This is a genomic window from Nonomuraea sp. NPDC048892, from assembly GCF_040649735.1.
Lineage (GTDB): Bacteria > Actinomycetota > Actinomycetes > Streptosporangiales > Streptosporangiaceae > Nonomuraea > Nonomuraea maheshkhaliensis.
On record NZ_JBEZFZ010000002.1, the window covers coordinates 361132 to 381664 of the forward strand.

Here is a 20533-nt window from a genome sequence, read left to right on the forward strand (position 1 = left end):
TTGGGGCATGACCGGACAGCCAGAGGTGTCCTTCGACACCGATCCCGGCAGATACCGTCACCTCAGGCTTGAGCTCGACGGCGAGGTCGCCAGGATCGTGCTGGCGGTCGACGAGAGCGGCGGCATAGTCCCCGGGTACGACCTCAAGCTCAACTCCTACGACCTCGGGGTCGACATCGAGCTGTACGACGCCGTCCAGCGCCTGCGCTTCGAGCACCCCGAGGTCCGCGCGGTCGTCCTCACCGGCGGCCTGGACCGGGTGTTCTGCGCGGGCGCGAACATCCGCATGCTGGCCCAGTCGTCCCACCCGTGGAAGGTGAACTTCTGCAAGTTCACCAACGAGACCCGCAACGCCATCGAGGACGCGACTGCCTGCTCGGGCCAGACGTACCTGGCCGCGGTCAACGGCACCGCGGCGGGCGGCGGCTACGAGCTGGCCCTGGCCTGTGACCGGATCATCCTGGTCGACGACGGCTCCACGGCGGTGTCGCTGCCGGAGGTCCCGCTGCTCGGCGTGCTGCCGGGCACGGGCGGCCTGACCCGGCTGACCGACAAGCGCGGCGTGCGCAAGGACCTGGCCGACGTGTTCGCCACCCGCAGCGAGGGCGTGCGCGGGAAGACGGCGGTGGCCTGGCGGCTGGTGGACGAGGCGGTGCCGCGCAGCAGGTTCGAGGAGACCGTACGGGAGCGCGCGAAGGAGGCGGCCGCCCGCTCGGCCCGCCCCGCCGACGCCCGACCGGTGCCGCTGCCGCCGCTGCGCCCCGACGGCTACGCCTACTCCACGGTCACGGCGGCGCCGGAGGAGCACCGGGTCACGATCACCGTACGCGGCCCTGAATCGGGCGACGACGGCTGGCTGCTGCGCATGACCAGGGAACTGGACGACCTGATCCTGCGCCTGCGGACGAACGAGCCGGAGCTCGGCACCTGGGTGATCAGGACCGAGGGCGACATCGGCGCGGTCCTGGCCGCCGAGCCGGGCACGGACGCCTGGCCGCACGGCGAGATCAGGCACTACCTCAAGCGCACGCTCAAACGCCTCGACGTCACCAGCCGCAGCCTCATCGCGCTGATCGAGCCGGGCAGCTGCTTCGCCGGCCCGCTGCTGGAGCTGGCCCTGGCCTGCGACCGCCAGTACATGCTGGACGACCCGGAGCGGCCCGCCGAGGTCGAGCTCTCGCCCGCCAACTTCGGCGACTACCCGATGGGCAACGGCCTGTCGCGGCTGGCCGCCCGCTTTCACGCCGAGCCCGGCCGGGTGGCCGAGCTGGAGAAGGAGACGGGCCGGCGCCTCGGCCCGGCCGAGGCGCTGGAGCTCGGCCTGGTGACGTTCGCGCCCGATGACCTCGACTGGGACGACGAGGTACGCCTGGCGCTGGAGGAACGCGCCGCGCTCAGCCCCGACGCGCTCACCGGCATGGAGGCCAGCCTGCGCTTCGCCGGCCCCGAGACCATGGAGACCAAGATCTTCGCCCGCCTGGCCGCCTGGCAGAACTGGATCTTCACCCGCCCGAACGCCTCGGGCCCCGAGGGCGCCCTGCGCAGCTACGGCACCGGCCGGCGCCCCGTCTACGACCGCGAGCGAGCATGACCAGCCACCGGAGGCGAGCATGGGCATCGACTACACCGAGCGGATCCCGAACAACGTCGACCTGGCCGAGGACCGGCGGCTGAAGCGGGCGCTGGAGTCGTGGCAGCCGCGGTTCCTGCAGTGGTGGGCGGAGATGGGCCCGGCGCTGCCCACCCAGGACGTCTACCTGCGCACCGCCGTCGCCGTCGGCCGTGAGGGCTGGGCGCACTTCGACCACGTGCCGCTGCCCGAATACCGCTGGGGCATCTTCCTGGCCGAGCGCGACACCGACCGGCGCATCGCCTTCGGCCAGCACAAGGGGCAGCCGGTCTGGCAGCAGGTGCCCGGCGAGTACCGTGCCGACCTGCAGAGGCTCATCGTCATCCAGGGCGACACCGAGCCGGCCAGCGTCGAGCAGCAGCGCCGGCTCGGGCTGAGCGCCCCTTCCCTGTACGACCTGCGCAACCTCTTCCAGGTCAACGTGGAGGAGGGCCGGCACCTGTGGGCCATGGTCTACCTGCTGCACGCCTACTTCGGCCGGTCCGGCAGGGACGAGGCCGAGGCGCTGCTGCTGCGCAACTCGGGCAGCGAGGACTCGCCGCGCATCCTGGGCGCCTTCAACGAGGAGACGCCTGACTGGCTGTCGTTCTTCATGTTCACGTACTTCACCGACCGCGACGGCAAGTACCAGCTCGGCACGCTCAAGGAGTCGGCGTTCGACCCGCTCAGCCGGACGTGCGAGTTCATGCTCAAGGAGGAGGCCCACCACATGTTCGTGGGCACCACGGGCGTGGACCGGGTGGTGGAGCGGACGGCGCAGTTGATGCGCGAGCACGACGACGACGATGTCCGGAAATATGGTGGCATCCCGTTGAACGTCATCCAGAAGTACATCAACTTCCACTACAGCGTGAGCCTCGACCTGTTCGGCGGAGAGACCTCCACCAACGTGGCGAACTACTACACGGCCGGGCTGAAGGGACGCTGGCAGGAGGAGCGCCGCAAGGACGACCACCTGCTCACCGAGGCCGTCGCCGTCGTGCCGCGGATCGAGGACGGCCGCCTGGCGGAGGCCCGGCTGCCCGCGCTGACGGCGCTCAACGCCGACCTGCGCGGCGAGTACGTGGCCGACTGCGTCACCGGCGTGAACCGCTGGAACCGCATCCTCGACTCCCACGGCCTCGACCCCGTCCTCTACCTGCCGCACGTGGGCTTCAACCGCAAGGTGGGCACGTTCGCCGGCCACCACGTCTCCCCGGACGGGGGGGTGCTGGCCCGGCACGAGTGGGAGGCGGCGGCCGGCCGCTGGCTGCCGACGGCCGAGGACAAGACGCACGTGCTGTCGCTGATGCGGCCCGTCTACGAGCCGGGGAAGATCGCCGCCTGGGTCGCGCCGCCGCGCTCGGGCATCAACGGCCGGCCCTTCGACTACGAGTACGTGCACCTTTGAGCTCTACAAGTCATTGACGGCTCACCGATCCTGTGTAGAAGATTCAGTCACGATCGCCCGCCTGCGGATGGGGACGGCCATGACGTCCGAATCGTTCAACGCCAGCGTCTTTCTCACCGACCGCCAGGTCGAGGCCGGCCGGGGCGACCACGTCGCCGTCACCGGCCCGGCGGGCACGCTGACCTACGCCCAGCTCGCCACCCGCACGGCCGAACTGGCCACCGGGCTGGCCCGCCTGGGGGTTCGGCCCGAGGAACGGATCCTGCTCGTCATGTCCGACCGGCCGGAGACCGTGATCACGATCCTGGCCGTGCTGCGGATGGGCGCGGTCGCGGTGCCGGTGTCCACCATGTACAACGGGACCGAGCTGGGCGCGCTCATCAGGGACGCGCGGGCCAGGACGGTCGTGGCCACGCCGGAGTTCGAGCCGGTCGTCCGCGCGGCCCTGGCCCAGGCCCCCGAGGTGACCACCCTCATCCTCACGGGCGAGCCCGGCGAGGCCCGCGAGGGCGCCGAGGCTCGCCAGGGCGGCGAGGGCGGCCAGGCCCACGAGGGCGGCGAGGGCGGCGAGGGTGGCGACCTCGACCTGTCCTGGGACGACGTGCTCGCCTCGGGGCGGCCGGCCGGGCCCGCATACGACACCTGGCGCGACTCACCCGCCCTGTGGCTCTACACCTCCGGCACCACCGGCGCCCCCAAGGCCGCCATGCACCGGCACGGCGCGATCAGGGACGTCTACGAGACCTACGGCCGCCAGGTGCTCGGCATCCGCCCGGACGACCGGTGCCTGTCGGTGGCGCGGCTGTTCTTCGCGTACGGCATCGGAAACTCGATGTTCTTCCCCCTGGCCGCCGGCGCCACCGCCGTGCTCGACCCGGCCCGCCCCACCCCCGCCGGCGTGGCCGCGCAGGTGGTGGCCGAGCGGCCCACGCTGTTCTTCGCCGGCCCCACCTTCTACGCCGCGCTGCTCGCCGCCGGTCTGCCCGCCGACACCTTCGCCTCCGTACGCCTGGGCGTCTCGGCGGGGGAGGCCCTGCCGGCCGAGATCCTGCGCCGCTTCACCGGCCGCTTCGGCGTGGAGATCATCGACGGGCTCGGCTCCACCGAGGCGCTGCACATCTTCGTCTCCAACACGCCGGGCCAGGTGCGTCCTGGCACCTCGGGAACGGTCGTGCCCGGCTACGAGGCCAGGCTGCTCGACGACCAGGGCGCCCCCGTCGAAGACGGCAAACCCGGCCATCTGCTCGTCCGCGGCGACTCGATCGCCACCGGCTACTGGTGCCGCACGGCCACCACCCGCCAGGTCTTCCAGGGCGAGTGGCTGCGTACCGGCGACACCTACATCCGCGAGCAGGACGGCTCCTACCGCTGCCTCGGCCGTTCCAACGACATGATCAAGGCGGGCGGGATCTGGGTCTCGCCGATGGAGGTCGAGGACCGGCTGCTGCGGCACGAGTCGGTCGGCGAGTGCGCGGTCGTGGCCTACATCGACGGCGAGGGGCTGGAGAAGCCGGTGGCCTGCGTGGTGCCCGCCCCCGGCCGCCAGGTGGACGCCGGCGAGCTCATCGGCTTCTGCCGCGACGGGCTGGCCTCGTTCAAACGGCCGCGCGAGGTGCTGGTGCTGGACGAGCTGCCCAAGACGGCGACCGGCAAGATCCAGCGCGTGGTGGTCCGCCGGATCGCCGCCGACCTCCTGGGCAAGCAGTAGGCGGCCCGACGGCGGCTGAGCGGCGGCGCGAGAGCCAGGCGGCCGAGCGGCGGTCAGGCGGTCAGGCGGCGGCACACGTCCCGGTAGACGGTGATGGCGAACGGCCGCGGCGAGGAGGAGTAGACCTGCTCGTTCAGCCGCGCCAGCGACCCGTGCGCGTCCAGAAAGCCGTGCAGCCGGTCCGACTCGGGCCACGGATGGACCGCCACCAGCACCCCGCCGGGCGCGAGCAACTCGCTGAGCCGGGACGAGGCCAGCCGCAGCCGCTCCTCGCGCCCCAGGTAGTAGAGCGTCTCGGAACAGAACACCAGGTCGAAGCGGTCACCCGGCCGGTGGGTGAGCAGGTCGGCGCGGACGAAGCGCACGTGTCCGTTCTGCGGCACGCGCGCCCGCGCCCGCGTCAGCGCCCGCTCCGAGAGGTCCACCCCGATGATCTCCGCCTCCGGGTAAGCCGCCGCCAGCGCGAGCGTGAACACCCCCTCGCTGCACCCGACCTCGATGATCCGCCGGTACGGCCCCGGCGGCAGGTGCTTGAGTGTGACCAGGTACTTCTGCTGCTCGTAGTCGTCGGTCGCGAGCCGCCACGGGTCGGGGACCCGGTGCCGCCAGTCGAAGTAGCGGCGCAGGACCAGCCCCTGCCCCTTCGCCGACAGCAGGGACAGCGCGCGGAAGAGCGCGCGGTGCATGAGCTCGGGCAGGCGTGGCATGCGGCCCCTCCCGGTCGGGACGCACGCAGACGTCCCGGGGCTTCTAGGTGAAGTCGTCGCCGAGAGGGGATGCCCGCTATCAGACCGGATAACGCCTGGTCAGAGGTATGGCATGAGCATTTTTCACGACATTTTCACGACATGGACTCACGGAGCTCGCGTTTGAGCACCTTGCCGGAGGCGTTCTTCGGCAGCGCGTCCACGAACACCACCCGCTTGGGCGTCTTGAACGGCGCCAGCCGCCCGCGCAGGAACCCGGTCAGCTCCCCGGCCGTCAGCCCCGCCCCCTCCCGCAGCACCACCGCGGCCGTGACCGCCTCGATCCACTTCTCGTCCGGCACCCCGAACACCGCCGCCTCCGCCACGGCCGGATGCTGGTAGATGGCCTCCTCCACCTCACGGCTGGCCACGTTCTCGCCACCCGATTTGATCATGTCCTTCTTCCTGTCCACCACCGACAGGTAGCCGTCGCCGTCCATGACGCCCAGGTCGCCGCTGTGGAACCAGCCGCCGCGGAACGCCTCCGCCGTCTTGTCCGGGTCGTTCCAGTAGCCGAGCATCGCGTGCGGGCTGCGGTGCACGATCTCGCCCACCACGCCGGGCGGCACCGGCCGGTCCTGGTCGTCGACGATCCGCGTCTCGACGTTCAGCGCGGGGCGCCCGGCCGAGCCGAGCCGGGTCAGCTGCTCGTCCGGGCCGAGGATGGTGGCGACGGGCGCCATCTCCGTCTGGCCGTAGAAGTTGAACAGGCGCACGTCCGGCAGGCGCGCGGCGATCTCCTTCAGCACCTCCACCGGCATGATCGAGGCGCCGTAGTAGCCCTTGCGCAGCGACGACAGGTCCCTGCGGTCGAAGTCGGGGTGGCGCAGCAGCGAGATCCAGACCGTGGGCGGGCAGAACAGCTTCGTGGCGCGCTCGCCCTCGATCGTGGCCAGGATGGCCGCCGGGCTCGCCCCCGGCAGCACGATGTTGGTCGCGCCGAGATAGACGCCGGGCGTCAGGAAGCAGTGCAGCTGCGCGCAGTGGTAGAGGGGCAGCGCGTGCACCTCGACGTCGTCGTGGCTCATCTCGCCGTCGATCACGCAGGTGACGTACTGGGCGATCAGGCTGCGGCTGGACAGCGTGGCGCCCTTCGGCCGGGACTCGGTGCCGCTGGTGTACATGAGCTGGATCGGCTCGTCGTCGCCGATCTCCGCCGTCACCTCCGTCGCATCGTCGTGCGACGACCACGCGCTGAACGGCTCCCACCCGTCGGCGCCCGCGCCGATCACGCCGCGCACCCGTACCTCGCCGGTGACCGCCGCGGCCGCCACCGGCAGCAGCGTGTCCTCCACCAGCATCCCGCTCGCCCCGGAATGCCGAAGGATGTACGCCACCTCCTCGGCCCCCAGCATGAAGTTGACCGGCACGGAGATCGCCCCCAGCCGCGCCAGCGCGAAGTACGCCACCACGAACGCGTGGTTGTTGTGACTCAGCACGGCGAACCTGTCGCCCTTGCCCACGCCCCTCGCGGCCAGCGCGTTGGCCGTCCTGTTCACCATGGAGTCGAGGTCGGCGTAGCTCTGCCGCAGGTCGCCGTAGACGACGGCGGTCTTGGCGGGATAACGGGCGGCCGAGCGCCGCAGGAGGTCACTGATGGCGTGCTGACGTGTCATCAAGGCACCCTTCGTCCACAGAACGACGTTCGGGTGATCCTAACCCGCGGCCCGCGTCAGTCCAGAGGGTCGCCGGAGATCGTCTCGTAGTGATCGAGCAGCCGCCGCACGAGGCCGTCGTCGTGGCGCAGGGGCAGGCCGTCCGCCTGCCCGACCGGCGTCACTCCCCAGGAGTTGCAGACGAAGACGAGGTCGAAGGCGGTCAGATCGGCCACCTTGAGCGGGCGCCGTTCCTGCGGCACGTCCAGGCGCTCCAGCAGCCGCATCGTGATGCCGTGCAACATCGGCGCGTCCGGCCAGACCAGCCGGCCGTCCGCGAAGCCGCCCAGGTTCGTGATCGAGCCCTCGCTGATCAGCCCGTCGGCGGTGGTCAGCAGCGCCTCGCCGAACCCGTCGCGGGCCGCCATGCGGTTGATGTGGGCCTGCTGGAAGCCGCCCGCCTGCTTGATGTGCGGCAGGTAGCGCTGGTAGACCACCGACCTGACGCTCAGGGGCCCGGCGAGCGGCCCGTGGGGCGGGCCCGAACTGGCCACGACGTGCGGGGGGTCGCCGTCCAGCACGTAGACGCGGACGCTCGCGTCCCGTACGCCGCCGTCCAGCACGGCGCGGATGGAGGCGAGCACCGCCGCCCGGTCGATCCCGCCGCCGAACAGCTCGCGCGAGGCCGCGTCGAGCCGGTCGAGGTGCAGGTCCAGGCCGCGCACCCGGCGCTCCCTGACCTGCATGGCGGTGAAGTGGCCGTAGCGGGCCTCCAGCAGCAGGCGCGCCTCGGCGCCCACGAGCTGCCCGTCGACAGCGGTGCGTCCGGTCATGACGATCTACTCTACGGACACCCCCGCACGCCACCGCACCGGGCGTTCAGATGCTCTCCGCGCATGACCGCTCAAGGCAGCGTCAGGTGCTCTCCGCGCGCATCACCGTGAACGGGGCCAGCTCGCCCAGCCCGCGCACCGACAGCCGGTTGACCTCGCGCAGCCGGAAGGCCCGATCGCCCTCCAACTCCTCGGCCAGCTGCGGATCGGCCAGGATCGTTCCCGGCAGGGACAACGCGGTCAGCCGGCTGGCCAGATTGACCGTGGTGCCGAACACGTCGCCCATCCGCCAGATCACCGGCCCCGAGGCCAGCCCCACCCGCAGCTCCGGCATGTCCTTGCCGCGCGCGTGCGTCTCCACCAGCCGCAGCGCGATCTCGGCGGCCACGTGCGCCTTGTCGGAGACGAACAGCACCGAGTCGCCCAGCGTCTTGACCACCCGCCCGCCTGAGGAGGTGACGATGTCGGCCGAGCGCCCTTCGAACCTGTCGATCAGCCGCGCCAGCTCGCCGCCGGTGATCTGCCTGCTCAGCCGGGTGAACGCGACCAGGTCGGCGAACCCGACCGCCAGGCGCACGGCGCTCATGTCCTGGACGGCGATGCGCCCGGCCGCGGCGGCGAGCTGGCGCTGCCAGGCGTAGACCAGCAGCCGCGCCAGGTCGGGCACCACCAGCTCGGCCCGCCTGCGCCAGGCCCGCGGGCGCTCCGCCAGCGGCACACCGGCCTGGTCGAGCTCCTCCACGCCCAGCTCGGCGTGCGACTCGGCCAGCCGGGTCGTGGCCCGGCCCAGCGAGCGCGCCAGCAGCAGCACGTGCTCCTCGTCGTAGACGCCCGAGGCCACCATGCCGACGAGCGTCCTGAGCGCCTCGACGTCGGAGTCGGTGAACTCGACCGCCTCGTCCGGCACGTTGGGGAAGCCCAGGGCGCGCCAGAAGCGCCGCGCCCGATAGACCGGCACCCCCGCCATGTCGGCGACCTGGTGACTGGTGTATCGGCGCGGCTCACGCAGGAAGGCTTCGGTGAGCCCGCTCATGAGCCCGTTCATCAGCCCATCAGCCGGCCCGTCCGCCGGCCCGCTCACCGGTCCGTCTGTCGGTCCGCCGCCCAGCCCCCCGGCCGGCTCGTCCCCGTGCACCGCCGCCACCTCGGCAAGATAACACCCTGTGGGCCAGATCACTCCAGCAAGGCCCGCAAGGCACCTCTTTCTCTTTCTGGTACGTACCCGGCGTAGTAGTCGTACATCGCTTTTCTCGACAATCGGGCGGCGAGTGGCCCGTCGCCGGCACGCATGGCGGCCATCACCTCCTCGTGGTTCCCGATGCTGCGCCGCATCAGGGCCTCCCGGTCCGGCTCGTCCGCGATCCGGCCGGCGATCAGCTTCAGCACGATCGAGCGGACCACGTCGGTGCAGATCTCGATCAGCTTGTTGCCGCTCGCGCGCACGACGGCGTCGTGGAAGGCCAGGTCGGCCGTTCCGAAGGCATCCGCGTCCCCCTCACCGGCGCCGGTCTCACCCGCCTCCAGCGCCTCGCGCATCGCCGCGACCGCCGCGTCCATCTCGGCCAGCTGCTCCTCGGTGCGCAGGCGCGCCGCCAGCAGGATGGCCGCGGAGTCCAGCACCATCCTGAACTGCACCAGCTCGGCCAGCGACAGCTCCTCCACCCGGGCGAGCGTGGTCATCGACTTGTGTAATGCGGCGGGCGTGAACGGCAGCACCTCCGCGCCGTTGGGATCGCCCGGCCGCGAGCGCACCAGGCCGCGCGCTTGCAGCACCCGCAGCGCCTCGCGTACGGTCGAGCGGCTGACGGAGAACTGCACCATCAGCTCGCGCTCGCTCGGCAGCCGCCCGCCCGGCGTCAGAGCCCCGCTCTCGATGGCCTCCTCGACCTGCTCCACGACCCGCTCGTAAGCGCGCACGGCACGCACCGGCTCGAAGCGCGGTCCACCCATGCAAGCCCCCTTGACCCGAGCCGCCACCGACTGGCAATGTGCAGAGCCTACTGGTCCGACCAGTGCACTAGCCAGGAGGCTGTAAGACATGAGGCGAATCGGCATCTGGATCGCCGCCGGCGGTCTCCTGCTGGCCACCGCCGCCTGCGGCGGCGGATCGGGGAACGGGAGCGCCGGCACCGGCGGCACCCCCAAGGCCCAGTCGCTGTCCGTCGGATTCGTGGCCGAGCCGGCGAATCTCGACTTCACTTCGACCGAGGGCGCCGCCATCCCGCAGGCGCTGCTCGTCAACGTCTACGAGGGCCTGGTCAAACTCGACCAGAACGGCCAGATCGTGCCCCTGCTCGCCGAGAAGTGGGACGTCTCGCCCGACCGCAAGACCTACACGTTCACGCTGCGCAAGAACGTGACGTTCAGCGGCGGCGCGCCCTTCACCGCCGACGACGTGACGTTCTCCCTCGACCGGGTCAAGTCGGACTGGAAGCTCAAGATCAAGTCGCAGCTCGACGTCATCGACAAGGTGGAGAAGAAGGACGACTCCACCGCCGTCGTCACGCTCAAGCGGCCCAGCAACGGCTTCCTCTACTCGATGGCGACCAGGCTCGGCGCCATGTTCAGCCGCACGGGCGTGGCCGACCTGGCCAACAAGCCCGTCGGCACCGGGCCCTACGTGCTGAGCTCCTGGCGGCGCGGCGACTCCATCCAGCTCGCCGCCAACCCCTCCTACTGGGGCACGAAACCGCCGCTGAGCGCCATCACGCTGAAGTACTTCAAGGACGCCACGGCGATGAACAACGCGCTGCTGACCGGCGGCATCGACGTCATCTCCAGCGTGCAGGCGCCCGAGTCGCTGCAGCAGTTCGCCGACCCCAACCGGTTCGAGACCGTCGAGGGCACCACGAACGGCGAGGTCGTGCTGTCGATGAACAACGGCCGCCCGCCGTTCGACGACAAGGCCGTACGCCAGGCCGTCAGGCACGCCATCGACCACAAGGCGCTGCTCGACACCGCCTGGGCCGGGCGCGGGCAGCTCATCGGCTCGATGACGCCGCCCACCGACCCCTGGTACGAGGACCGCACCGGCGACTACCCGTACGACCCGGCCAAGGCCAAGCAATTGCTCGGCGGCAAGACCTACAACGTCAAGATGCGCATCCCCAACCTCCCGTACGCGGTCAACAGCGCCCAGGTCGTCAAGTCGCAGCTGGCCCAGGTGGGGATCAACGCCGAGATCGAGCCGCTGGAGTTCCCGGCCCGCTGGCTGGACCAGGTGTTCACCAAGGGCGACTACGACCTGTCGATCATCAACCACGTCGAACCCCGCGATATGGGGATTTTTGCCGATAAGTCGTACTACTTCCGCTACGACAACCCCGAGTTCGGCAAGCTCCTCGCCGCCGCCGACGAGGGCACCGAGCAGGAGCAGACCGACGACCTCAAGCAGGCCGCCAAGCTCCTGTCCGACGACGCCGCGGCCGACTGGCTCTTCCTCTTCCCCAACCTCATCGTGGCGAAGAAGGGCGTCACCGGGCTGCCGAAGAACGCCATCGCGGAGTCCTTCGACTTCACCGCGCTCGCCAAACAGTGATCCTCTACCTGCTCAAAAGGCTCGCCGTCCTGCTCGCGAGCACCGCCGTGGCCGCGGTGGCGGTGTTCGCGTTCATGGCCGTGCTGCCCGGCGACCCCGCCGAGATCGCGCTCGGCGTCAACGCCACCCCCGACGCGGTGGCCGAGCTGCGCAAGCAGTTCGGCACCGACCGGCCCGCCGTCGCGCAGTTCCTCGACTGGGCCGGCGGCCTGCTCCAGGGCGACTTCGGCACCTCCTACGTGACCAGCTCGCCCATCGGCCCGCAGATCGGCGAGCGGCTCGGCGTCACGCTCGTGCTCGTGCTCGGCGGCATGGCCGTGGCGGTGGTGCTGGCGGTGCCGCTGGGCACGTTCGCCGCCGTCCGCCACCGCGACCCGCTGGGCGCGGCGATCAGCGCGGCCAGCCAGCTCGGCATCGCGATCCCGGCCTTCCTGGCCGGCATCCTGCTCGTCTTCGTGTTCGCGGTCCAGGCCCAGGCGCTGCCGTCCGGCGGCTACGTGCCGATCGCGGAGAGCCCGGGTGAGTGGCTGCGCAGCCTGCTGCTGCCGTGGCTGTCGCTCGGGCTCGTCCAGGGCGCGGTGCTCACCCGCTACGTCCGCAGCGCCGTGCTCGACGTCATGCGCGAGGACTACCTGCGCACCGCCCGCGCCAAGGGGCGGGGCAGCACCGGAGCGCTGTGGCGGCACGGGCTGCGCAACGCCTCGATCCCCGTCGTCACCGTGCTCGGCCTGCAACTGGCCACGCTGCTGATCGGCGCGGTCGTCGTCGAGCGCGTCTTTGTCATCCCCGGGCTCGGCGACCTGCTGCTCAACGGCGTCGCCGGGCGCGACCTGCTGCTCGTTCAAGGCGTGGTGATGGTCCTGGTGGCCGCCGTACTGCTGATCAACTTCGTGGTGGACGTGACCTACCACCTGCTCGACCCGAGGCTGCGATGAGCGGCCGGACGCCGGGCCGCCGGACCTCCGCGAAGGCGAACCGGGGCCGGATGAACGCGGGGCTGCTCGTCGGCGGCGCGCTCGTCGCGCTCGTCGTGCTCACCGCGCTGGTCTCGTTCTTCTGGACCCCGCACGACCCCACCCTCGTGGACGCCGCCAACAAACTGCGCGAACCCGGCGGCGGCTACCTGCTCGGGGCCGACAAGTTCGGCCGCGACACCTTCAGTCAGCTCATGGTCGGCGCCCGCACCACCCTCTACGTCGGCGTCGTCGCGGTCGGCATCGCCGCCGCGCTCGGCGTCCCGCTCGGCCTGGCCGCCGGGATGACGCCGCGCGGCTGGCTGTCCGAGCTGATCATGCGGGTCAACGACCTCGTGTTCGCCTTCCCGGCGCTGCTGCTGGCCGTCATGCTCGGCGCCGTGTACGGGGCGGGCACGCTCACCGCGATGATCGCCATCGGGGTCGCCACCGTGCCCGCGTTCGCCCGCGTGGCCCGCGCCGCCACGCTCCAGGTCATGGTGACGGACTACATCCTGGCCGCCAGGGCCGCAGGCCGCCGCCGCGGCGCCATCGCCCTGCGCCACGTGCTGCCGAACATCGGCTCCATGCTGATCGTGCAGGCGTCGGTGTCGTTCGCGATCGCCATCCTGGCCGAGGCGGCGCTGTCGTTCCTCGGCTTCGGCACCCGCCCGCCGACCCCGTCATGGGGCCGGATGTTGCAGGAGTCGCAGGAGCTGCTGTTCTCCACCCCGCGCCTGGCCCTGTGGCCCGGGCTCGCCATCGCCCTCGCGGTGCTGGGCTTCAACCTGCTCGGCGACGGCCTGCGCGACTTCCTCGACCCCAAGCTCAGGAGGATCCGTGCTGAGCGTTGAGGGCCTGACCGTCCGCGCGGACGCGACCGACCTGGTCCACGAGGTCTCCTTCGCCATCGCGCCCGGCGAGCGGGTCGGCCTGATCGGCGAGTCCGGATCGGGCAAGTCGCTGACCGCGCTGTCGCTCATGGGCCTGCTCCCCGAAGGCGTCACCGCCACCGGACGGGCCACGCTCGACGAGCGCGACCTGGTCGGCGTACCGGAGAGCAGGATCAAGGGCCTGCGCGGCGATGAGCTGTCCATGGTCTTCCAGGAGCCCATGACCGCGCTCAACCCGCTCATGCGGGTCGGCGCCCAGGTCGCCGAGGTCATGACCCTGCACGGCCGCTCCCGCCAGGAGGCCAGGGCGCGCTCGGCCGAGCTGCTCGAACGCGTCCGCCTGCCCGAACCCGCCCAGATCGCCCGCGCGTACCCGCACCAGCTCTCCGGCGGCCAGCGCCAGCGCGTCATGCTGGCCATCGCCCTGGCCAACGAGCCCCGGCTGCTCATCTGCGACGAGCCCACCACCGCGCTCGACGTCACCGTGCAGAAACAGATGCTGGAGCTGATCGCCGAGGTCGCGCCCGCGCTGCTGTTCATCACCCACGACCTCGCCGTCGTCGCCTCCGTCTGCGAGCGGGTCCTGGTCATGTACGGCGGCCGCGTCGTCGAGTCGGGCCCCATCCGCGAGGTCTTCACCCGCCCCCGACACCGCTACACGCAGGGGCTGCTGGCCGCCTCGAAGCTCACCCCGCGCGGCACCCGCCTGCCCGTCATCAAAGGCGGCGTCCCCGCGGCCGGGCGCTTCCCCGACGGCTGCGTGTTCAGGAACCGCTGCCCGCACGCCACCCCCGAGTGCGAGACTCCCCCGGCGCTGACAGGAGACGGCCATGCCTTCGCATGCTGGCACCCCGCCGATTAATGGGCCGATTAATGGGCCGATTAATGGGCCGACTGAACCCCTGATCCAGGCAGACCGGCTCAACCGCGTCTACCACCGCCCGCGCACCTCGCTCACCAGGCCGGGCGCCGCCGTGCACGCCCTGCGCGACGTCTCCCTGACCGTACGGCGCGGCGAGCGCCACGGCATCGTCGGCGAGTCGGGATCGGGCAAGTCCACCCTGCTGCGCCTGCTGTGCGCGCTCGACCAGCCCACCAGCGGAACGATCCGCTTCGACGGACAGGAGATCACCGGCCGTCCCGAACGGCGGCTGCGCTTCCTGCGCGAGAACCTGCAGATCGTCTTCCAGGACCCGATGAGCTCGCTCGACCCGCGCATGCGCGTGCGCGACCTCGTCGCCGAGCCGCTGACCGCGCTCGGCCTGCCGGTCGGCGACCGGGTCGCCGAACTGCTCGACGCGGTCGGGCTGCCCGCCGAGGCGGCCGGCCGCTATCCGCACCAGTTCTCCGGCGGACAGCGGCAGCGCATCGCCATCGCCCGCGCGCTTGCGCCCAAGCCGAAGGTGCTGGTCGCCGACGAGCCGGTGAGCGCACTGGACGTCTCCGTACGCGGGCAGATACTCAACCTGCTGGCCGACCTCGTCGACGAGCTGGGGCTGACCCTCGTGTTCGTCTCGCACGACCTGTCCGTGGTGCGGCACGTGTGCGAGACCGTGTCCGTCATGCGCCACGGGGAGATCGTGGAAGGGGGCCTGGTGGACGACGTCTGGGCCGCGCCCGCCCACCCGTACACGCGGGAGCTGCTGGCGGCCGTACCGACTCTGGAGGGGTTTGCATGATCGACGTCGATGCCGGCGGAGTGGTGGAGTTCACCCAGGCGCTGGTGCGCGTGCCCAGCACCAACGACCCCGCGCGCGGGCGCAGCGAGCGGCCCGCCGCCCAGCTGGTCGAGGCCAAGATGCGCGAGTGGGGCTGGGAACCGGTCGTGTACGAGGCCGCGCCCGGCCGGCCGAACGTGGTGGCCGTGGTCGAGGGCGGCGGCGGTGACGGGCCGACCCTCATGTTCGAGGGCCACACGGACGTGGTGACCGAGGGCGACCTGTCCTCCTGGACCGTGGACCCGTTCGGCGGGGAGATCCGCGACGGCCGGCTGTGGGGGCGGGGCAGCGCCGACATGAAGTCCGGCCTGGCCGCCACCCTCTACGCCACCCGCGCGCTCCAGCTCGCGGGACCGTTCCCTGGCCGGATCAAGGTGTGCGCGCTGGCCGACGAGGAAGGTCTCATGATCGGCGCCCACCACTTCGTCTCCTCCGGCCTGACCGCCGACGTCGACGGCGCCATCGTGGCCGAGCCCGAGGCGGGCGAGATCTGCGCCGTCGCCAAGGGCGCGCTGCGGCTGCGGGTGGACCTCACCGGCAAGATGGCGCACGGCGCGATGCCCCAGCACGGCCGCAACCCCATCCAGGCCGCGGGAACGCTGCTGGTCACGCTGCGCACGCTGCAGGAGGAACTGCAGGCCCGCCATCCCGCGCACGAGCACCTCGGCGAGGTGTACGTGACGCCGACCGTGCTGCGGGCCGGCACCGAGGAGCAGGTCAACGTCATCCCGGCGGTCGCCTCGGTCTTCGTGGACGTGCGCACGATCCCCGGCGTCGAGCACAAGGAGATCGCCGACCGGGTGGCCGCGCTGGCCGGCGGCGACGGCGTCACGGCCGAGGTGTCCGTGCTGGTGGACCGGCCGCCGGTGGACGTCCCCGTGACCGACCCGGTCGTGGCCGCGCTGGCCGCCGCCCACCGGACGGTGACGGGGGAGGAGCCGGTGTACGGCGGGGTGCCCGGCTCGACCGACGGGACCGTGCTGACGCACTGGGGCGGGATCCCGTCCGTCGTGTACGGGCCCGGCGGCAAGTGGATCGCGCACCAGGCGGACGAATACGTCGAGATCGACGAGATCGTGCGCTGCACCCGGGTGTTCGCCGAGGCGGCACGCCGGTTCCTGAGCGGCGACCACTGATGCGGGCCGGGCCGACGAACTCCCTGCTCGACGTCGCAGGGCTGCGGGTGGGGCACGCGCACCGGGTGGGCGGCGGCTACCGTACCGGCACCACCGTCGTCCTCGCGCCCTTCGACGGGGCCGTCGCGGGCGTGGACGTGCGCGGGGCCGCCCCTGGGACGCGGGAGACCGAGCTGCTGGACCCGCGCAACCTGGTGGAACGGGTGCACGCGGTGGTGCTGTCGGGCGGCAGCTCGTTCGGGCTGGGGGCGGCGTGCGGGGTGATGGAGCGGCTCGCGGACGCGGGGGCGGGGTATCCGGTGGCGGCGGGCGCGGTCCCGATCGTCCCGGCCGCCGTCATCTTCGACCTGGGCCGCGGCGGCACCTTCCGCGCGACACCTGACGCCGCCCTGGGCATCGCCGCCTACGACGCCGCCTGCACCCCTCCCCAGGCCGTCACCGCCGACGCCCCTCGCCAGGGCGCCACCGCCTACGACGCCGCATGGGACGGCAGCCCGAGCGCCACCGCCTCCCACAGCACCACCTTGGACCCTGCCGCCTTCGAGCCCGATCCCGGGCCTTCCCGTGGCCGTTCCGTGCCCGGTCCTGGGGCCTCCGCGTCGCCGTTCTTCCAGGGGACGGCGCCGGCGGTGGCGAGCGGGTCCGTCGGGGCCGGGACCGGGGCGGTGGCGGGTGGGCTGGCCGGAGGCGTGGGGACGGCGAGCGTCGTCCTGCCCGGCGGCACGACCGTCGCCGCGCTCGCCGTCGCCAACCCGGCCGGTTCGGTCCTGGACCCCCGGGACGCCACCCTGGCCGGTGTCAGGTACGGCCTGCCGGGCGAGTTCGACCACCTCCAGCCGCCCGACGCGCGCGAGGCCCAGGCGTGGCAACCCGAGAAGGCGCCCGCCTTCAACACCACGATCGGCGTCGCCGCCACCGACCTGACCCTCACCAAGGCCCAGTGCGGCAAGCTCGCCGCCGTCGCCCACGACGGCCTGGCCAGGGCCATCAGGCCGGCCCACACCATGACCGACGGCGACACCATCTTCGGCCTGGCCACCTGCGCCCGTCCCGCCCCTGACCACGACGCCTTCCAGGACGTGCTGGCGGTGGCGGCCGACGTGTTCAGCCGGGCCGTCGCTCACGCCGTCCTGGCCGCCACCGGCCGCGAGGGCGCGCCCGCGTACCTCGACGTGTTCCCGAGCGCCCTGCGGAGGCGGCCATGACGACAGCCCGGCCCGGCCCCGCCGAGCACCCCGCCCACGAGCACACCGCCCACGAGCACACCGCCCACGGGACCGCAGCCCACGGGAGCACCACCTACGAACCAATGGAGGCCGCCATGACGCGGAACTGGCCCGGCGGGCTGCCCGTCGGCGGGGGATGGATGGAGACCGCCGACACCACCGACGTGATCTTCCCCTACGACGGGTCCACGGTGGCCGCAGCCCCGCTGGGCACGCCCGAGCACGCACGACTGGCCCTCGACGAGGCGCTCGCCGCCGCCCCCGCCATGGCCGCCCTGCCCTCCCACGCCCGCCGTACCGCGCTCATGGCCGCTCACGACGCCGTCGCGGCCAACCGGGAGGAGTTCGAACGGCTGCTCGTACTCGAAACCGGCAAACCGCTGGTGGACTGCAAGGTCGAGGTGGCCAGGACGCTCGTCACGCTGGCCACGGCCGCCGAGGAGGTGGCCCGGCTGCACGGTGAGACCGTCCCGCTGGACCTGCTGCCCGCCGGCGAGGGCCTGGTCGGCTTCTGGACGCGCCGGCCCGTCGGCGTCGTCGTCGGCATCACCGGCTTCAACTACCCGCTCCTCCTGGCCGCCCACAAGATCGCCCCGGCCGTCGCCGCCGGCTGCCCCGTGATCGTCAAGCCGGCCCCGGCCACCCCGCTGGCCACCCTGTGGCTGGTGCACCTGCTGCGCTCGTCCGGCGTCCTGCCCCCTGCCGCCGTGCAGCTCGTCACCGGCGACGTCGAGGTCGGCCGGACGCTCGTCGAGGACCGGCGGATCGGCGCCGTCTCCTTCACCGGCTCGGCCGCCGCCGGCCACACCATCGCCCGCTCCGCCGCCCCGACCAAGGTGCTGCTGGAGCTCGGCTCGAACGCGGCCCTCATCGTGGCCGCGGACGCCGGCCTGGAGGCCGCCGCCGACGCCGTCGTGCGCGGCGGCTACTACGCCTCGGGTCAGGCGTGCATCGCGGTGCAGCGGGTGCTGGTCGAGGAGCCCGTACGCGAGGAGTTCCTGTCCCTGCTGGCCGAGCGCGTCAAGGCCGTGACGATCGGCGACCCGCGCCTGCCCGGGACCCGCGTCGCGCCGCTCATCGACGAGGCCGCCACCGACCGTGTCCTCGCCTGGATCGCCGCGTCCGGGGCCGAGGTGGTCACGGGCGGGCACCGCGACGGCCGGGCCATCGCGCCGACCGTCCTGTCCGGCGTGCCGGACGGGGTCGCCGCCTGGGACGAGGAGATCTTCGGGCCCGTCGTGTGCGTGCGCCCCGTGCCCGACCTCGACGCCGCCTTCGCCGCCGTCAACCGTTCCCGGTACGGTCTGCACGCCTCCGTCTTCACCCGCTCGCTGGCCACGGCGTTCGCGGCGATCGAACGCATCGACGCCGGGGGTGTGGTGGTGAACGAGGTGCCGGGGTTCCGGGCCGACAACATGCCGTACGGGGGCGTCAAGGACTCGGGCATCGGCCGAGAAGGCCCTCGATTCGCCATCGAGGAGCTGACGGTCACCAAAATGGCCATCATCCGCCCTTGACCCGTTCCGGCCCGCCCGCTCGGAAGGTGGCCGGGCGGGCGGGCCGGGAAGCGGTCAGCCGGTGGGCAGTGGGCCGGCAGGTGGTCAGTTGGGTGGGTCGAAGCGGCCGTCCACGGCGGTCCAGCCGCCGTCCACGTACAGGACGGAGCCGGTGACGAAGCTGGCCGCCTCGCTCGCCAGGTAGACCACCGCGCCGGCCATCTCGTCCGCCCTGGCCCACCGGCCGAGGGGTGACTTGTCCGAGTACGCCGCGTACCAGGCGGGATCGTCCTGGATCTGCCGGGTCAGCGGCGTCTCCACCACGCCGGGCGCGATGGCGTTGACCCGTACCCCGTGCGGCCCGAACTCGGCCGCGGCCGTGCGCAGCAACTGCACCAGCCCGGCCTTGGTGGCCGAGTAGACGCTCTGGCCCGGCTCGGTGACCGAGGCCCTGATCGAGGCGAAGCCGATGATCGAGCCGCGTCCCCGCTCGACCATGCCCGCCCCGAACGCGCGCACCACGTCGAACGAGGCCCGCAGGTTCAGCCCCACCACCCGGTCGAACTCCTCGCCGGTGTAGTCGAGCAGCCGCTTGCGCACATTGGTGGCCGCCGTGAACACGAGCACGTCGGCCGGCTGCTCCGCGGCCAGCGCGCGCACCGCCTCGGTGTCCAGCACGTCGACCAGCCGGGCGTCCCCGCCGCAGCCGTCGGCGGTCTCCTTCGCGGCCTCCAGGTTCCGGTCCGCGCACACCACGGAGGCCCCGTGGGCGGCCAGCGCCAGCGCGGACTCCCTGCCGATCCCGCTTCCTGCCCCGATCACCACGGCCCGCCGCCCGTCCAGGCGGAACAGCGCGTCATATCCCATACAGGCACCCTAGCGACTGGTCCGACCAGTGCACCAGGTTGGGTCGCCGATCAGATGGGCGCGTCGCCAACGCGCCGGGCGCCCCGATGGGTCGCCCCGATGGGTCGCCCCGGTGGGTCGGCCCAGCCGGGTGGGCCGGCCAGGCAGTTCAGCCGGCCGGGTCAGCCGTGCGGTCCCTCGGCTCCAGCGCCATTCGGGCGCGCGGCTCAGGCGCCGTGCGCGGCCTCCCAGTCGGAGCGCAGCAGCTCGTACTCCACCTCGCCCTGCTCCGAGCCCTCGATGGGATCGGGCCAGTCCGGGTGGAACGTACGCACGTAACGCAGCCCGCACTTCTCCATCACCCGCCGTGACCCGAGGTTGACCGCCATCGTCTGGGCGAACACCCGACCGGCGCCCAGCTCGGTGAACGCCTTGGCGATCAACGCGATCGAGCCCTCGGTCGCGAACCCCCGCCCCCATGCCTCCTTGCGCAGCCGGTAACCCAGCTCCAGCTCGTCCGGCGGCCGGCCCTCGACCGTCCGCAGGTGGAACCAGCCGAGGAAGCGCCCCGCCGGCTTCTCCAGGGCGGCGTAGAACCCGCCCGCGATGAGGCGCGGCAGGGTGCGCTCCTCGATCACCACCCGCGGCGTCGGCGCGCCGCCGTTGAGGTAGCGCATCACGTCGGGATCGTTGTTCAGGGCGAACAGGTCGTCGGCGTCGGACTCGGTGAAGCGGCGCAGGATCAGCCGCTCGGTCTCCAGATACACGTGCACCGGCGGCAGGCTAGCCGAGGCGACCGGCGCCGCTCGAACGCTTTTCCGCCGC

General features: G+C 72.3%; 18 protein-coding genes. 11 read left to right on the forward strand and 7 right to left on the reverse strand.

What is annotated here, in order from left to right; genetic code table 11:
• The first annotated feature begins 7 nt into the window (after positions 1–7).
• From boxC to AB0C28_RS07145, 3 genes are all read left to right on the forward strand, one after another.
• Positions 8–1591, forward strand: a complete 1584-nt coding sequence (boxC, locus tag AB0C28_RS07135; protein ID WP_358073347.1) for a 2,3-epoxybenzoyl-CoA dihydrolase — start codon at positions 8–10, stop codon at positions 1589–1591.
• 19 nt (positions 1592–1610) lie between these two features.
• Positions 1611–3020: a benzoyl-CoA 2,3-epoxidase subunit BoxB gene (gene boxB / locus AB0C28_RS07140; RefSeq protein ID WP_358073348.1), complete on the forward strand. Its 1410-nt coding sequence runs from the start codon at positions 1611–1613 to the stop codon at positions 3018–3020.
• A 79-nt stretch (positions 3021–3099) separates the two neighbouring features.
• Entirely contained in the window at positions 3100–4728 is a 1629-nt protein-coding gene (locus AB0C28_RS07145) for a benzoate-CoA ligase family protein (protein ID WP_358073349.1), read from the forward strand.
• A gap of 53 nt (positions 4729–4781) precedes the next feature.
• On the opposite strand, the gene AB0C28_RS07150 is transcribed toward AB0C28_RS07145, so the two are convergent.
• From AB0C28_RS07150 to AB0C28_RS07170, 5 genes are all read right to left on the reverse strand, one after another.
• The gene (locus tag AB0C28_RS07150; protein ID WP_357841640.1) at positions 4782–5435 is read right to left on the reverse strand and encodes a class I SAM-dependent methyltransferase; all 654 of its coding nucleotides are present in this window, start codon (positions 5433–5435) and stop codon (positions 4782–4784) included.
• 134 nt (positions 5436–5569) lie between these two features.
• A complete protein-coding gene (locus tag AB0C28_RS07155; RefSeq protein ID WP_358073350.1) occupies positions 5570–7090 on the reverse strand; it encodes an acyl-CoA synthetase in 1521 nt (506 codons plus the stop codon).
• Between the two features lie 56 nt (positions 7091–7146).
• Positions 7147–7902 (reverse strand): aminotransferase class IV, encoded by a 756-nt coding sequence (locus AB0C28_RS07160; protein WP_357841646.1) that lies wholly within the window; start codon positions 7900–7902, stop codon positions 7147–7149.
• 82 nt (positions 7903–7984) lie between these two features.
• Entirely contained in the window at positions 7985–9046 is a 1062-nt protein-coding gene (locus tag AB0C28_RS07165) for an adenylate/guanylate cyclase domain-containing protein (protein ID WP_358073351.1), read from the reverse strand.
• Positions 9047–9075: 29 nt separating this feature from the next.
• Positions 9076–9852: a FadR/GntR family transcriptional regulator gene (locus AB0C28_RS07170; protein ID WP_358073352.1), complete on the reverse strand. Its 777-nt coding sequence runs from the start codon at positions 9850–9852 to the stop codon at positions 9076–9078.
• A gap of 88 nt (positions 9853–9940) precedes the next feature.
• Here AB0C28_RS07170 and AB0C28_RS07175 point away from each other — a divergent pair, with 88 nt between their 5' ends.
• Genes AB0C28_RS07175 through AB0C28_RS07210 form a run of 8 tightly spaced genes read left to right on the forward strand, consistent with a single transcriptional unit; the run spans position 9941 to position 18883 of the window.
• The gene (locus AB0C28_RS07175) at positions 9941–11440 is read left to right on the forward strand and encodes an ABC transporter substrate-binding protein (RefSeq protein ID WP_357841655.1); all 1500 of its coding nucleotides are present in this window, start codon (positions 9941–9943) and stop codon (positions 11438–11440) included.
• The gene (locus tag AB0C28_RS07180; RefSeq protein WP_357841657.1) at positions 11437–12375 is read left to right on the forward strand and encodes an ABC transporter permease; all 939 of its coding nucleotides are present in this window, start codon (positions 11437–11439) and stop codon (positions 12373–12375) included. Before AB0C28_RS07175 ends, AB0C28_RS07180 begins: the two co-directional genes overlap by 4 nt.
• Entirely contained in the window at positions 12372–13247 is an 876-nt protein-coding gene (locus tag AB0C28_RS07185) for an ABC transporter permease (RefSeq protein ID WP_358073353.1), read from the forward strand. Before AB0C28_RS07180 ends, AB0C28_RS07185 begins: the two co-directional genes overlap by 4 nt.
• Positions 13234–14148 carry an ABC transporter ATP-binding protein gene (locus tag AB0C28_RS07190; protein ID WP_357841663.1) on the forward strand — a complete coding sequence of 305 codons (915 nt, stop codon included), beginning with the start codon at positions 13234–13236 and terminating at the stop codon, positions 14146–14148. The genes AB0C28_RS07185 and AB0C28_RS07190 overlap by 14 nt, the downstream gene beginning before the upstream one ends.
• A complete protein-coding gene (locus tag AB0C28_RS07195) occupies positions 14117–14965 on the forward strand; it encodes an ATP-binding cassette domain-containing protein (RefSeq protein ID WP_358073354.1) in 849 nt (282 codons plus the stop codon). The genes AB0C28_RS07190 and AB0C28_RS07195 overlap by 32 nt, the downstream gene beginning before the upstream one ends.
• Positions 14962–16140 carry a M20 family metallopeptidase gene (locus tag AB0C28_RS07200; RefSeq protein ID WP_358073355.1) on the forward strand — a complete coding sequence of 393 codons (1179 nt, stop codon included), beginning with the start codon at positions 14962–14964 and terminating at the stop codon, positions 16138–16140. Before AB0C28_RS07195 ends, AB0C28_RS07200 begins: the two co-directional genes overlap by 4 nt.
• Positions 16140–17345 (forward strand): P1 family peptidase, encoded by a 1206-nt coding sequence (locus tag AB0C28_RS07205; protein ID WP_357841672.1) that lies wholly within the window; start codon positions 16140–16142, stop codon positions 17343–17345. Before AB0C28_RS07200 ends, AB0C28_RS07205 begins: the two co-directional genes overlap by 1 nt.
• On the forward strand, positions 17342–18883 hold the full coding sequence (locus AB0C28_RS07210; RefSeq protein WP_358073356.1) for an aldehyde dehydrogenase family protein: 1542 nt from the start codon (positions 17342–17344) through the stop codon (positions 18881–18883). The genes AB0C28_RS07205 and AB0C28_RS07210 overlap by 4 nt, the downstream gene beginning before the upstream one ends.
• 84 nt (positions 18884–18967) lie before the next feature.
• On the opposite strand, the gene AB0C28_RS07215 is transcribed toward AB0C28_RS07210, so the two are convergent.
• Together AB0C28_RS07215 and AB0C28_RS07220 are read right to left on the reverse strand one after the other, a co-directional pair.
• Positions 18968–19729 carry an SDR family NAD(P)-dependent oxidoreductase gene (locus tag AB0C28_RS07215; protein WP_358073357.1) on the reverse strand — a complete coding sequence of 254 codons (762 nt, stop codon included), beginning with the start codon at positions 19727–19729 and terminating at the stop codon, positions 18968–18970.
• Positions 19730–19935: 206 nt separating this feature from the next.
• Positions 19936–20481 carry a GNAT family N-acetyltransferase gene (locus AB0C28_RS07220; RefSeq protein ID WP_357841680.1) on the reverse strand — a complete coding sequence of 182 codons (546 nt, stop codon included), beginning with the start codon at positions 20479–20481 and terminating at the stop codon, positions 19936–19938.
• Positions 20482–20533 lie beyond the last annotated feature (52 nt).